Here is a 13,966-nt window from a genome sequence, read left to right as displayed (position 1 = left end):
AAGCTGGACACCGAGAGGTCTACGATCGGCCGCAATCCATTGATGGCAGCCCCGATTCCGAGGCCGGTGAAACTGCCTTCTGAAATCGGCGTATTCCAGATCCGGTTTTTGCCAAACCGCTCAATAAATTTGGCGCCGCCATAGATCGAAGTGTCCTCTCCTATCAGGACGACGCGCTCATCGCGATCCATTTCTTCCATCTGGGCCTGCACGAGCGCTTCAAAATAGGTCATCTGAATATGAGCGCCGGGCGTCGCGGCGAGTTTCTGGGCATCATTTTCCATGTGGAATTAATTCCTCTCCAGGCCAGCCACGAAGCCGTGATGGCCTACAAGGGCGAGTTGGACATATAATCGGGTAAGGTTTCCGGCCGAGGCATGGGGCTGGCCAAAGCAAATTCTACGGCCTGCTTTACAGCTTGGCCGACTTCGTCCTCGATTGCTCTTAGACTGTTTTCATTTATGCCTTCATCAAGGAGCACAGTGCGATACAGCAAGATCGGATCGCGCTCGCGCCTTTGAACCTCGACTTCTTCAACCGCTCGATAAGGTTCCCCCGGAATCACCAAGCCGAAATTGTGCTCATCGAACCGATAGGTGTTGGCCACTATCAGAGTAGGCCCCTCGCCCGCGCGTGCTCGCGCTACGGCCGCTGCCGTCGCTTCATAGACGGCACCTACACTCTGACCGTCAACTGTTGCCCCAGCCATGCCATAGCCCGGTGCCCGTAGCGCGATGTCGGGCTGCCCGTGGCTTTGCGCCACCGACGTGGTCATTGCATAGCCGTTGTTCTCGCAATGATAAATGACCGGAAGCTTCCACAGCGAGGCCATGTTGAGACTCTCATGAAAGGTGCCCTGATTCACTGCCCCATCGCCGAAGAAGCAAACGGTAACCTGATCGACGCCGCGCACCTTGGCGCTGAACGCACATCCCGTAGCAAGGGGAATCCCGCCTCCGACGATACCCGATTCGCTGATGATCCCGACCGAATTGTCTGCAACGTGCATTGAACCGCCACGCCCCTTGCAGATGCCGTCCCCCTTTCCCATCAACTCGGCCATCAGCCCATCTAGGCTCGCACCCTTCCCGATTGGATGTCCATGCGAACGATGCGTTCCAGTCATGGCGTCATCGTCGCGAAGAGCGAGACATGCCCCTACGATAGCAGCTTCCTGACCGACGCTCGAGTGGAAGAAACCAGGGATCTTGCCATCTTTGAACTGGCGCATACCCGCTTCCTCGAATCGACGGATGCGAAGCATCCGCCGATAAGCTTCCAGTTTCTGATCACGTTTTAGCTTCATACCCAACGTCCTCCAACTGCAAGGTAGAGATGTTCATTGTCATTACTGAATTGACCATAACATGTCACGATATTCTTTATAAAACTTTCGCCAAAATATGTAAAAATCTTCTACATTATTGTGAACAATATGTGGCTAGCTACATGTACCTTACGAGGCGACGTTTAACTACGGCACCCCCCAAGAAGCTAGTTCGCTGCAATTACTGCATCGGATACCTACCAGCTGAAACGGAGTGGAACATCATGCCGGCAAACACACGGCCGGAGCCGACCCGCCATTTCATGCCGCTGGGAATTCCGTGAGGGCAAGCGAATCAGTGGTAGTGGCACTATCACGAGAATTCCAGGCAGGCCAAGCCGGACTTGCGAAAGGCTGCTTCCATCATCGACAGCGTCATGTCCCCTCGCGCAGCGCCGTCAGACGGGCGTTCTCATGATCTTCATTCGGCCCCTCCGACGAATCTCGAGTGCCGCAACTCCAGCCTCTTCCGTCAACTCCGAATGAACTTTCGCCTGAAAGCTCCCACATACAGGACGCCGCGTTCGCTATTGATGTCGTCGACCTTCAGGCCGATGTTTCAGAGACGGGCAGGACTGCAGCATAGCTCGTAAACCAGCGCAGTCGGCGTCTCCAGTCCCGGCACAGCCTTTAGAAAAGGAACTACTTCAACAGCGGCAGCAGCACCGGCAAGGTGCCCTGAGGAGTGGCAGGCGCGCAAGTCCGATAGACCGAGGCGTCCCGGCAACCGGCCAAAATGCCGGCGTAAAGAGGATCGCGGCGTTGCCGATAACAGATTTCGGATAGCCATCTCCTCGGTCATGCGACGAGGCTCAACTCGGCCATCTCTCGTCTCCGCCCTTCAACAGCTGCAATCCTCTTAAACATAGCGTCATCCGCAATCCTACACACCAGATGTCTCTTGCTCCGGCACCGGCGGCCCGCTAATCGACTAGCCACCGTCCCACGTCGGCGAGTAGTCGGGATTGCAGATCCGGTAATTGCGCGACCGGAGGCCCGAGATCGCTGTCATCTCGTGATCGGAAAGCTCTACGTCGAACAGATCAAGGTTTTCCGCTAACCTCTCCTTGTGCGAGGTGCGCGGAATAGCGACGATTCCTTTCTGCTGCACTTGCCATCGTAGCACGATCTGCGCCGGGCTTTTGCCATGCCGCTTGGCGGCGTCCCTTATTGCCGCCTCTTCGAATAGCGCTCCACCTCGGCCGAGCGGACAATAAGCAATCATGGCCGCACCGGCAGCTCGACAGGCGCCATGGACCGTGGTCTGGTTGAGAAAAGGATGCGATTCGACTTGGTTCGCCACGAGTGGCCCATCCGACAGGCACACCGCCTCCGCAAACAGCCCGGCGGGGAAGTTCGACACGCCGATGTGCCGCACGATGCCCGAATCGCGAACCGCGTTCAGCGCCCTGATAGATCCGGCCAGCGGAATGGCGGGGTTTGGCCAGTGGATCAGCAGCAGGTCGATCGTATCGAGTCCAAGCCGCTCTAGGCTCGCCTCGGCCGATCGCTCCAGATTTCCCGGAGCGACATCGGCAAAACCGACTTTGGTTGTGACGAAGACGTCTTCGCGCGGTACGCCGGAAATCCGCAGTCCCTCGCCCACCGCGCTCTCGTTGTCGTAGACTGCGGCGGTGTCAAGGTGGCGGTAACCGAGGAGAAGCGCATGCGCGACTAACTTCGAGCACACCTCACCCTTCAACGTCCAGGTCCCAAACCCGATTGCCGGTATCGTTGCGCCGTTTACGATAACGTAGTGCATAAAGCCTCCTTTTTTCCCCCGCGGCAGGTAGTCGTGTTAGCGACGTTGATGCGCCGGGAATTACGTAGCCCATGAAAATCCATCCCCTGCAGTACGTAACTACTGGGTGGCTAGGACCGCGAATCAAGGCTCATGCCGAATATTCGGATCGAACATGACTCCGCAATACTCAGGAATTTTTGCTCGCTCAGCATCATTGCAACCTGTTGCAAGGACGATCTGCCCCAACTTGCGGCGCAGCGCTGTCCATGGCCGGATGGCGCATTGTGGTGCAGGCACCCTCAACGCCCTCAACTGGGCGCACCTTCCTGTCCGACCGGGCTCGTAAACACACATCCGCCGCCGCTCAGGCCGCAGCCGGCTCTGCCGCCCAGGAATAGTAAATTATTCGACCTCGCGGAGCTCATCATGGACTCGATCAGATGCTTCCACTGCTGGAATCTTTGAGAATGTTAGAGCAACCGCCGTACGGCGGCAATGACATGGTCCTTGGTCGGGAAGAAGCCCTTCTCGAGGGCAGGACTGAAAGGGACGTGAATATCGGGTGCGCTCAGGCGCAGAATCGGTCGCTTCAACAGATCAAATGCCTCCTCCGCCATTACCGCGGCGATTTCACTTCCGAGGTTACACACGCGGTGGGCGTTCTCAATGACCACAAGTCGTCCGGTTTTGGCAACTGACGTTTTGATGGCCTCGTGATCGAGCGGCTTCAACGTACGTGGATCGATCACTTCAACCGAAACGCCGTCCTCGGCGAGCGCTCTAGCAGCTTCCATCACCGGCCCAATGACACCGGCAACAGCGATAAGCGTTACGTCTTCTCCTTCGCGCTTCACTTCCGCTTTGCCAATCGGGATCAGATGGTCCGGATCTGTAGGCACATTGTCCTTGACCGGCCACAGGCGCCTGTCTTCGAAGACCATTACCGGATCACCGTCACGGATGGCCGATTTCATCAGTCCCTTGATGTCGGCGGCGCTGGTCGGACTGATGATCTTGAGGCCAGGCACATTCATAAACAACGGATAAGGCCGGTCAGCGTGCTGCGCCGCGTAGGACCCTAGCGAGTACATCCAGCAACGAAACACGATCGGAATGTCGATCTGGCCTCCGGTCATATACCGCAATTTTGAGGCCTGGTTGATGATCTGATCCGAGGCGAGATAGATGAAGCTGGACACCGAGAGGTCTACGATCGGCCGCAATCCATTGATGGCAGCCCCGATTCCGAGGCCGGTGAAACTGCCTTCTGAAATCGGCGTATTCCAGATCCGGTTTTTGCCAAACCGCTCAATAAGTTCGGCGCCGCCATGAACTGAGAGCTCCTCTCCTATCAGGACGACGCGCTCATCGCGATCCATTTCTTCCATCTGGGCCTGTACGAGCGCTTCAAAATAGGTCATCTGAATATGAGCGCCGGGCGTCGCGGCGAGTTTCTGGGCATCATTTTCCATGTGGAATTAATTCCTCTCCAAGCCAGCCACGAAGCCCTGATGGCTTACAAGGGGCGAGTTGAACATGTAGTCGGATATGTTTCCGGCCGAGGCATGGCCAGTCCAAAGCAAATTTTACAGCTCGCTTCACGGCTCAGAGTACTTCGTACTTCATTGCTCACCAGGCCATTTTCTTTCAGGCCATCATCCAGCATTATTTAGACGGTTGCACTCAGACCACCATCGATGACGATCAGGGCGCCGCTGACATATGCCGCGCGGGCGCTGGCCAAGAATGCAGCAACTGCTGCGAATTCCGAGGGATCGCCAAGGCGACGAGCCGGGGTCCTGTTCTCGAGCGCACGAATGGCTTCCGCGTGTTCGCCGAGCCGATTGGCTTCGTGAATCGCGGTGTTGTGTGCTCCAGGAGCGAGCACGTTTACCGTGATGCTCTCCCCCGACAATTCTTGTACGAGCGTGTGGCAGTAGGGCACGAGTCCTGCTCGTGCGACACCCGACAGCGCGAAATGTACTGGGGTCCGTACGATAGCCTCGGAAGCGAGCATCAAAATTCGCCCCGCCTGCGAGCGCCGCAGATATGGCAAGGCAGCCGTAACAAGGTTTATCGACGGTAAGAGCACTCGGTCAAACGCATGGTCGAAATCCTTAGGCGACATGGCAGAGGGTGGTCCGGCAGAAACGCCGCCACAATTCGTCACTAAAATGTCGATAGACCGAAAATATTCTGCTGTTTCAGCAACCCAAGCTGCTGCATCCGCGCAGTCGGTTACATCGGTCGCGCGCGCCAGCACTTCGGCGCCTGTGCTGCGCAACCGACCCACTGCTCTTTCAAGCCGCCCCGGATCCCGCCCACAGACGGATATGCGGCAGCCTTCGTTGGCTAACTCCTCGGCTGTGGCCAAGCCTAAGCCGCTAGAGGCGGCCGCGACCATTGCCACCTTGCCATCTAGGCCTAAATCCATTTTTACCCCCGATCAACATCACCACGCTTCCTTGCACCGCTGCAGACAGCATGTACCGTGCCAAACGAAAAGATCGCTCAAAACGGTAGGATAGCCCTGCTGATAAAACTTCGGCTTGCTCTAGCCGTGCATGATGACGACACAAATGTACGGGATCCGACGCAACTCCACCGTCATTCCGATTGGTGACCGGTCGTTCCGGTTCTGAAGACAGCGCTAGGATCAGCATACTCACGACGCACTGAGCAGCGGGTGCCGCTCGACCGGTGCCAAGCCTCGCCGCGCCAATATCACGAAACTATCGACCCGTTCGAATACGCCAGCGGCGATCTTCTGCGTCGCGTACAGCAGCATGGCTTCGTCTCCATTCTTGGCCGCACCATGCGTTTGTGCGGAGCCTTCGCAGAAAGTCCGTCGCCTTCAGGCAACCGCCACAGACGGTGTCTTCGACGCCTGATTCAGACCGCCTTCGAGCATCCTCGAACCACTTCTCCACGCCATTTTTGATCAAAGCGGCGTGCGCCAAGAGCGCATATCGAAGCCGAGATTGTCCGAGCCCGGCTGGCGCGTAAACTCACCCGAGCCGTCCGGGATGAGCTTGATGCGTTGCATCGGCGGCAGTTTCGACAGCAAGATTCGCGGTAGCGTCGTCACAGCCTCGGTTGCCTGGTGCGCTGATCTTCTCGGGCACCTGGAAGACCCAATAGTGCGCGTCCTCCTCGGCGACGTATCTGCCGTTCCTTAGACACTGTGCCGGTATAAGGACGCCCTCATCCTGCAGACGCCGCACCTGGTCTGCAAAGGAGGTCGTCTCCGCGTAGCTCTTGCGGGTACTTGCTACGATGAAGCCGTTCGGGCGGGTGACGCGGGCTAGCTCGCGCAACCCATCCGGTCGAACGTGTCCGAGCGTGAGGACACCGCAGCAGACGGTTAGGTCATAGCTCGCGCAGGAATAGTCAGAGAGCCGCCCGTTAAGATCGACATCGCCTCGGGCATGGCGGTAGACGCCGGTTTGCCGGGCCTTTTCGGCCATCTCTTCGGAGAGATCGAACCCGTCAATCAACGGGAAGCCGAGGCGTTCCAGTTCCACGCCGACGAGCCCTGTTCCGCAGCCAGCGTCCAAGATTGCGATGGCATTTCGCTGCCCGGCCAAATAGGCCGTCTGCACGGCGCCTGCCAGTTCCGCCACTATCGTCGGCCCGCAATATTCGATGCGGGCCTGATCCAGATCGAATGCACTCGCCCATCCGCTATATAAGTGGGCCAAGCGAACCGCGTCTCCATCGAGGTGATGGGATGCCTTCATGCGCTCTCGTGCAGCTTGCTCCGGTGATGTCTGCTGATCTAGGGTGTTCATAACGGTTCCTCGGTGTAAGGGTAGATGGGTGCAGCACTGCATTCATGGGCGCGCAGTGGCCGCGGCTGAAACCACGAACTGTTCCTTACCACTGCACGGAATTGCTTGACCATGCGAATGAGTCTAGAACAAGTAATCACGTCGAAGTCCTCTAGTGGAAACGTGTGTCCACCCTCTCGGCTTGATCCGCCCGGTGGATTGGCTAGCAATTCCTGACCTGGCTGCTGCCGGTCCTGCATGGACGCTCTCCACAACAAGCCATGGACACTCCCAAATGGGTAGCAGAAAACATCGATTTGGTATTCTCAAGAGCGACTGTATCAGCGGCATGCGGTAGCAAAAAGGTGATTTTTGAGAATTTTATATTACGTTGCGCTGCAATTTTGAGACAAGGTCGTGTTTCTACTTAACATTCCAAAATCGCCCGAACTACGTGGGTAAACTACTCCAACAAGCGACGTGGTATTGGAACTAAATCCGCAGTAGAGCCCGGCAGGAGACTGCTCGGTGCCGGGCCGGTACGTATTGGGGGCGCAGGTGCCCTGCGCGTCAATCTCAGCTCTTTTCGAGCTCTGGGGCAAAACTGGAAGATGTCCGATGATGGCAGGAGAAGATCAGGCAAGCACTTGGCCGCCGCATCGTGGTGCTCTTGGGCGAAGGCTAAATAACGTCCCAAAACAATAGATCCGCCTCTCTCGTTAGGCCACGAGTTCGAAACCATACCGAATGCGCAGCTGAACCTCAGCGCGCCTGATAGTGGCGCAAAGTTTCGGAAATTCACATGGTCAACTGTAATATCATCGTGCTGTGTCCTAAGTGCGAAATGCGCGGTTCAGCCAGATCCACGCGAACGCATCGGTGGAGGCCGGGAACGACCGCCGCGTTTAATGGTCGTGACGACATCGGACGCCTCGGAAAAAATATGTGCCAGCTCGTTGTAGAGGTCCTTGCCAGCGCTGGTAAGCACCACGCCGGTTCCTGGCCTCACAAACAGCGGAAAACCGAGGTCATCCTCAATGACTTTGATCTGCTGACTGATCTCTCCCGACGTCACGTTCAGCTCGGAAGCTGCAAGCTCGAGCGAAAGATGGCGTGCCGATGCCTCGAATACCTCGAGGGCAGTCAGGACAGTGAAGGACGGGAGATCATAATAGCGATGGGCCATTGAACACTCCAATTAGATCGCCAGTCGCGAACCGAACCGCCGGGTGTCCACGTCGTCCTCTGGCCCATAAAGGACTGCCGCCAGTCTACACGCGTTAAATTTGAGAGACTGATTAGTCATCACCGCGCTCCGTTACGGAACTGCTGCCGTCCGCATGACCCACGCAAGTTGCGTGCCGCTTGGCACAACGTTTTGAGTTGCACCACTCGTCAATACCAACCCGCCCAACCGTGTCATCGGGTTTCCGACATTTTTGTCCAGCTTCGGACAAAAGGTTTGTGATTGGACATGCGCGGTATTGTTCAGGTTGACGAGGTGAATATCCGGTCACCGTATGAGGGAGTATCAAAAAGCCCGGTTGCTTGGGTTGTATCCACCACAGTCAAGCAAAGGGAGACCGTCAGTGGAACAAATTGTTCGTATTGGCACCGACACGTCAAAAACACATCTTCCACCTTCATGGCTTCATGGTGTTGGAGGACGCCAAAATCATGCTCGGCAGCGTGCTGTCCGACGTGCTGACCGCCTACGGCTGAGCGATACTTAGGGCGATCATCGGCGGAGAAAGCGATCCCCGAGCGGCTGGCCGATCCGGCGCGGGGAACAGCGCGCCGCCAGCGACCCGAGCTGATCGAGGAATTGCGTGGCAGGGCGACCACCGGACACCCCTGTATGATGCTCAAGCTGCACCTGGACCCTCATCGCCGACCTCGAACGGACGCTGGCCGAGGTGGATGCCGCCGTGGGAAAAACCTTGGCGCCGATCCGCGAGCGTGCCCGCCTGCTGACGACCATGCCGGGGATCGGTGACCTCGTCGCCCAAGTCGTTGTGGCGGAGATCGGCGTCGACATGACGCGCTTCCCCGCCGCCGGCCACCTCATCTCTTGGGCCGGCCTGTGTCCGCGCAACGACTAGAGCGCGGCAAGCGCCGCTTCACGCGGGTGCGCAAGAGCTGGCTGAAGACCACGCTGGTCACCACCGCCTGGGCGGCGGTGCGGCTCAAGGCCAGTTATCTGCATGTTCAATTCTTGCGCCTGAAAGCACGGCGCGCGGTGAAGAAGGCGATCCTGGCCGTCCCCGCTGGGCGCGCACACCATCATCAAACCCGTCTCTCTCGTGCTCTCAATTGCAAGCAATGTTCAGCGACGATCACCTCTTACCTGTGGCCACCTACGCTGGTGCGGGTGGGCGAGGGCCGCAGGTTATTACTGTTCGCGGGTCGAAAAGGGCGTGATCGACCAATCAATTAGGCCGACAGCATGCTGAAGGATGGCCTTGGTTTGAGCAAAGCTGGGTGAAACGGCGAAGACATGTCCGATGCAGTCTAGGCAGTTGCCTTTCCTGACGATCGGCATCTTGGGTTGAACCAACAACTCTACCTCGGCGACACCTGGTACAGCAGCCGCCCGCCTGTCGCCAGCGATCCAGTCAAGGGTGCCGTCGCGCTCAGGAACGAGGAACCGCACGGCCGCAGTTTCCGAATGGCTTCTGCATAAATTCCATTCGTCGCCAATCACAAGTTTGATGTACTCCGTGACGAGATCGACACCGTAAGCCAGCTGAAAAAGTTGAGGATTGGGCGAGCCCGCAAGACGAGGATTGACTTCAATGACGACAGGGCCACGCTTCGACCACCGGAGCTCAACGTTTGTTGGCCCCCAGCCAAGGCCGAGAGCTCGCAGACAGCTCAGCGAAACATCTGCGATACGATCATGCTGGTCGTCAGTCAGCTCGGCCGGATAGGTGAGCTCACGATACACGAAATGAGGAGGGCGGCAGAAGTCAAGGGCGCTAATTCCAATTATCTCATTTCCCATCAAATCAGTGCAGTAATGCGGGCCTTGCACGAATTCTTCGACCAGTACTTTTGGCCAAGAACGCCACACGTGCCTGCCGCCTAGAAGATGCGTCGTGTGTTCGGCCAGCTCTTCTAGAGAGCGACACAGTCGGACCCCCGTGCTGCCACTGCCTACAGCCGGCTTAACAATCACCGGCAGGCCGATTTCCGCAGCGGCGCTTTCCACGTCCCTCGCATCCGTCGCCACGCAAAAAGCAGGTATTGGAACGCCGGCCCCTGCGAGGAGCTGACGCTGAGTAACCTTATCGCAGCATCGTTCAATCGACTCAGGGTTCGGTCCGGGCAGATCGAAGTACCGGCTGAGCTTACCAGCTGTCGCATAGAACAGCTCCACGGCGGACGTAATGCCAACAATGTCATAGGTCGCATTTATCCGGGAGCATTCGCGGATCAGCGCATCGAGATTCTCTGTATCGACACGGGCTACGTCAATTCCTTCCGCCGCAGAATAGTCGTACCGAGCTGAATCAGCCGACAGCGCAATTGGTTGAAGATCAAGACGCTGGGCCGCTTGGACATATTGGGAATGTAGGGGCATATTACTTCCGCCTTCAACCAGTATGAGCGCTCTTTTTTTTGCCATCATCGACCTCCTTTAGCTAGCGTCTCGGTATAGGCTCTTTCAGCCGTGCACGACCTCAGACCTTATGGTGAAGGGTATCAGTGTCAGCGATCTGCGGTCGCAAAGATTTGTGATTTTGTTTAAAGGATCTGTTGCAACCGGTTTTGCTTAAGGGCGCTGTGGTACGGAGCGGATCGCGATTTCGCGAGATTACAATGTTTTAAGGGGCGCCGGGTTTGACCTGTCAGTGATGGTCACCGGTCGATGCCCTGTTGAAGGGCTGACGTTGCCCCAGTTTCTATCCAGTTTTGAGTTCGTTTCCGGCGTGGGTTGTGCCCTGCTGGGCGGGTGAAGCGACGGGCGCTGGCGCGGAGCCTATGGCATAGCCAGCGCGAGCGACCGTCGCGGATTGAAGGTGCTGGCGAACTCGGCCGGGGTCTGCCAGGCGATTTGGGAGTGCGGCCGCGCGGTGTTGTAGTCGGCGTGCCACAGGGCGATGGCTACGCGCGCCTGAGCCAGCGAGGTAAACAGCGTCTCGTTGAGCAGTTCATCGCGCAGTCGGCCGTTGAAGCTCTCGATGAAGCCATTCTGCATCGGCTTGCCGGGCGCAATGTAATGCCATTCGACGCGGTTCTGATCCGCCCAGGCGAGGATGGCGTTCGAGGTGAACTCGCTGCCATTGTCGCTGACGATCATCTTCGTCGGTGTCGCCGTATCCGACCGCGTTGGCCAAAAGCTGTTTTACTTGAGGAGCGATGCGTTCGAAACGGCGCCCCACGTAGGGCGTGGAGCCGTATCGATAGAGGCGCTCGCGTTCATCACCGTCAGGATAGACGGTATCAAAAATCGCGCGGCCTCGACGAATGAATGCATCCTCCATCCAGGCCTCCTGGACTGCGGCAACGTTGGCAAAGGTCCGCTGCCACAACGCGATCAAATATGCTTCGGCCTGGGGGCCGTCCATCTCGTCCACTGCCGCGTGAGTAAGCTCTTCCAACGCGGTCAGAAGAAAACGTCGAGCTCATCTACGCTGTCAGCCAGCCGGGCCCTTGCCGTCGACGCTCCGACACCGGCATCGGCGCTTATGACCTCAGGAGTTATCGCGTCGAGCCAATCAAGGAATTCGTCTTCGTCAATACCAATAGCGGCGGCCCGCTCAGCGATGGCCGTCAGTAACAAAGCTAAAGGGCTTTGCACGGCTGCTGCTTGTCGTTCGTCGCGCAGGACGTTGGCCAAGAGGGCATCATTACTCAGCCTGCGGTTCTCTTCGTTGCCGACGCTGCAACTCCTGTTGCGATGCAGTCGCAACGGAATTTGCCTGAGGGATGGCAATAAGGGTCATGCCTTCCATTCCACGGGAGGCACCTGGTCTTCCGGCCCTGCCGGCAAGGTTTCGGAATTCCGCCGTCGAAAGGGGCGTTACGAGCCGTCGATTGGTTGTGGGGTCGAAAGTTCCTCGTTTTTGATGAGGTCAGGAAAATGATGTCCAACGGAAGATTGACACCTTCGGTCAGCGTAGCTGTCGCGACGGTGATCGGACAGATGCGCCTTTCGATAAGCTCGACCATTAATCGCCTGAGTCGCTGTGGCATCTGCCCGTGGCTTGTTGCAATGCCTTTGTCGAGCAAGGCAACTTCGAAGGATCCGGCACCGCAATAATCGGCTGCTGCGGCACGCGTTTCCCGAAATAGATCCAGCGCAGGACCCGCGGGCACTGTGAAGGGCGAAATGGTTGCCCACTGGGGAAGCTGTAGAGCCTCGACATACCAACCCATGGTCTGCTCAGGCTCCTTCATCACTGAGATCAAGATGCGGCGGTCGGTATCTACCAAGTGGAGGGCCGTCCAGAGGACACTCGTTTCGTTGTATCTATAAAGACTTTGCCGCATCGGCCGGGGAAGTTGGGGCATGATCGGTGTGCGCAACGGCAGATAAACGGGAGCGTCGCGTCCGCGCACGAACAGAGGTTTTCCGTTCATTACATCAAGCACTACCTGGTCGGATCCATTTGGAGTCGTCTCTAGAACGCCGATCAGCTGGCGAGTGCTGCGATAGCGAGTGCCAATCGCAGTGGCGTCGCTCCTCTTTTCGATCCACTTGGCCACCGGGAGCGCTGCGCCGCCGGCAACGGCGGTAAGGGCGATACGAACGACATCGGGCGCACGTGCCAACAGGCGGGAAACGAAGCTTTCTAGCCTGATGGCGCGATTGCTGTGCTCTGCTAGATCTGCCCTCGTCCGAGCATCGTTCTCGGCGACGACCTATGCACTTCATCAATGATGAGAAGACGCAGTCGTGCGATCAAGAATGGCCCGACAAATCGCATCAAGGCTTCCGCCTTTTCGACGGTCGCAACGAGGACGGTCGGTGTTTCGGCCTCGAGCCGATAGTCGGTGATTCCCCAGTCAGTACCGCCATAAAGACCCGTGACGATCATGTCGGCACCAAGCTCGCTCTTCAGCTTCGCCTCGACCTCCCCTGCCAAGGCTCTTGATGGCACACCACATAAAGTGCCAGAGGCGAGGAGGAGAGCCCCGCTGGGAGCAGCAATTCTTTTACGAGAGCAAGGTTCGCGACAAGCGTCTTGCCGGAGCCGGTTGGTGTACACAGAGCGAAGGAAGAATCATTCAATAGTCGAGTCAGTCCGTCGCGCTGAGACGACCACAAAATGCCGCGGCGGCGCATTGGCCGCGCGCAAAACGCGCCAGTCGCGGTGCCCAGGCCGGGTTAAGCGCGGCAAGCGCGTTCACCGGTAGGTATATCGATGCCTCGGCATAGCTGTGGGCGACGGCGCGCATAAGGGTTATCAGCAACGATGTGTCCTCGCTGAAAGTCCGGGTGGACATTTTCTCCAGCGCGTCGATCTTTTGTATCGCGCGAGCGAGGCGATCGATCTGCCCTCGCCGCAAAGCATAGGCAATGAGGCCGAGGCTGCGGACGAGTTCGACCGTAAAGTACCATGCGATGCGCCCCTGGCCATCATCCTCAAGAAGTCGTCGAGGCGCTTCGCGGTCTGTCAGATCAGCGTTTCGCTGCCAGAATGAGGTAGCCGCCGCGAGAACGTCATCGAAGTCGGCGCTTACGAAGCTGCCATAGAGCCGTGTTCCGTCGTCCTCCATGTCGATTTGCGCGAGGAGGCCGTTGGCCATCGCAGGCAGACCGCCGAGCTGAAACGCGGCGGCGGCAAACAGCTCGATCGGCGATACAGTTCGGGTTCCATCGTTTGCCCGCGCCAACCATTCGAGGATCTCGCCGGCTCGCCGATAGCATTCTATTGCCCCTGGCGAAGCGCTGCCCTCAATCTGTCTGTAGATCTCGGCGACGTGCAGCAGACGCCGCGCATCGGCAAGTTCTTGGGCTGATTCCTGATTACGCCACTGGATTACAGGAACCTGCCAAGCCGTCTGAAGGCAGCGCACGAAGGAGCGGGCCTGCCTTGCGGAGAGCGTGTTTTCGATTCCAATCTCTAGGCGGACCTGATTTGCGATCCCGAGGCGTTCATCATCTCTTTCGGCCAC

15 protein-coding genes and 3 pseudogenes are annotated in these 13,966 nt (G+C 57.7%); 2 read left to right on the top strand and 16 right to left on the bottom strand.

The genetic code is table 11. The annotated features are described in order from the left end of the window. From EN742_RS01560 to EN742_RS01525, 9 genes and pseudogenes are all read right to left on the bottom strand, one after another. Positions 1-284 (bottom strand): annotated as a pseudogene (locus tag EN742_RS01560) (alpha-ketoacid dehydrogenase subunit beta); the annotation flags it as partial. A 44-nt stretch (positions 285-328) separates the two neighbouring features. Continuing rightward, a complete protein-coding gene (locus tag EN742_RS01555; protein WP_128332308.1) occupies positions 329-1,306 on the bottom strand; it encodes a thiamine pyrophosphate-dependent dehydrogenase E1 component subunit alpha in 978 nt (325 codons plus the stop codon). Positions 1,307-2,258: 952 nt separating this feature from the next. Beyond that, positions 2,259-3,089, bottom strand: a complete 831-nt coding sequence (locus tag EN742_RS01550) for an aldo/keto reductase (RefSeq protein ID WP_128332307.1) — start codon at positions 3,087-3,089, stop codon at positions 2,259-2,261. Between the two features lie 452 nt (positions 3,090-3,541). Then, positions 3,542-4,543, bottom strand: a complete 1,002-nt coding sequence (locus tag EN742_RS01545; protein ID WP_128332306.1) for a pyruvate dehydrogenase complex E1 component subunit beta — start codon at positions 4,541-4,543, stop codon at positions 3,542-3,544. A gap of 197 nt (positions 4,544-4,740) precedes the next feature. Beyond that, on the bottom strand, positions 4,741-5,475 hold the full coding sequence (locus tag EN742_RS01540; RefSeq protein ID WP_245492230.1) for an SDR family oxidoreductase: 735 nt from the start codon (positions 5,473-5,475) through the stop codon (positions 4,741-4,743). Between the two features lie 261 nt (positions 5,476-5,736). Next, positions 5,737-5,859, bottom strand: coding sequence for a hypothetical protein (locus EN742_RS39950; RefSeq protein ID WP_281034927.1), 123 nt, complete (start codon positions 5,857-5,859; stop codon positions 5,737-5,739). Between the two features lie 124 nt (positions 5,860-5,983). After that, a pseudogene (locus tag EN742_RS39040) lies at positions 5,984-6,117 on the bottom strand (peroxiredoxin); the annotation flags it as partial. Beyond that, complete coding sequence (locus EN742_RS01530; RefSeq protein ID WP_245492229.1) at positions 6,080-6,862, bottom strand: methyltransferase domain-containing protein; 783 nt, start codon at positions 6,860-6,862, stop codon at positions 6,080-6,082. The pseudogene EN742_RS39040 and the gene EN742_RS01530, both read right to left, overlap by 38 nt. 832 nt (positions 6,863-7,694) lie before the next feature. Next, positions 7,695-8,027, bottom strand: coding sequence for a LysR family transcriptional regulator (locus EN742_RS01525; protein ID WP_128332304.1), 333 nt, complete (start codon positions 8,025-8,027; stop codon positions 7,695-7,697). Between the two features lie 742 nt (positions 8,028-8,769). Here EN742_RS01525 and EN742_RS38595 point away from each other — a divergent pair. Both EN742_RS38595 and EN742_RS38590 read left to right on the top strand, forming a co-directional pair. Further along, positions 8,770-8,943, top strand: a complete 174-nt coding sequence (locus tag EN742_RS38595; protein WP_210214418.1) for a transposase — start codon at positions 8,770-8,772, stop codon at positions 8,941-8,943. Then, positions 8,925-9,278: a hypothetical protein gene (locus EN742_RS38590; protein WP_210214417.1), complete on the top strand. Its 354-nt coding sequence runs from the start codon at positions 8,925-8,927 to the stop codon at positions 9,276-9,278. The genes EN742_RS38595 and EN742_RS38590 overlap by 19 nt, the downstream gene beginning before the upstream one ends. Here EN742_RS38590 and EN742_RS01515 read toward each other — a convergent pair. The 7 genes and pseudogenes from EN742_RS01515 to EN742_RS39020 all read right to left on the bottom strand — a co-directional run bounded on the left by EN742_RS01515 (position 9,234) and on the right by EN742_RS39020 (position 13,966). Beyond that, complete coding sequence (locus EN742_RS01515) at positions 9,234-10,469, bottom strand: acetyl-CoA carboxylase biotin carboxylase subunit family protein (protein WP_128332303.1); 1,236 nt, start codon at positions 10,467-10,469, stop codon at positions 9,234-9,236. The genes EN742_RS38590 and EN742_RS01515 overlap by 45 nt on opposite strands. A gap of 277 nt (positions 10,470-10,746) precedes the next feature. After that, positions 10,747-11,144, bottom strand: a pseudogene (locus EN742_RS01510) (integrase core domain-containing protein); the annotation flags it as partial. A 306-nt stretch (positions 11,145-11,450) separates the two neighbouring features. Beyond that, positions 11,451-11,684, bottom strand: a complete 234-nt coding sequence (locus tag EN742_RS39035) for a hypothetical protein (protein WP_245492228.1) — start codon at positions 11,682-11,684, stop codon at positions 11,451-11,453. Between the two features lie 14 nt (positions 11,685-11,698). Further along, positions 11,699-12,553 carry a hypothetical protein gene (locus EN742_RS39030; protein ID WP_245492227.1) on the bottom strand — a complete coding sequence of 285 codons (855 nt, stop codon included), beginning with the start codon at positions 12,551-12,553 and terminating at the stop codon, positions 11,699-11,701. Between the two features lie 116 nt (positions 12,554-12,669). Then, positions 12,670-12,933, bottom strand: coding sequence for a hypothetical protein (locus tag EN742_RS39025; RefSeq protein WP_245492226.1), 264 nt, complete (start codon positions 12,931-12,933; stop codon positions 12,670-12,672). Continuing rightward, positions 12,906-13,133 (bottom strand): DEAD/DEAH box helicase, encoded by a 228-nt coding sequence (locus EN742_RS40160; RefSeq protein WP_348632835.1) that lies wholly within the window; start codon positions 13,131-13,133, stop codon positions 12,906-12,908. The genes EN742_RS39025 and EN742_RS40160 overlap by 28 nt, the downstream gene beginning before the upstream one ends. Continuing rightward, a complete protein-coding gene (locus EN742_RS39020) occupies positions 13,088-13,966 on the bottom strand; it encodes a hypothetical protein (protein WP_245492225.1) in 879 nt (292 codons plus the stop codon). The genes EN742_RS40160 and EN742_RS39020 overlap by 46 nt, the downstream gene beginning before the upstream one ends.

Source organism: Mesorhizobium sp. M4A.F.Ca.ET.020.02.1.1 (genome assembly GCF_004022645.1).
GTDB lineage: Bacteria > Pseudomonadota > Alphaproteobacteria > Rhizobiales > Rhizobiaceae > Mesorhizobium.
The sequence above is the reverse complement of the archived record's forward strand: the minus strand, read 5'-3'. Positions and strand labels throughout refer to the sequence as shown.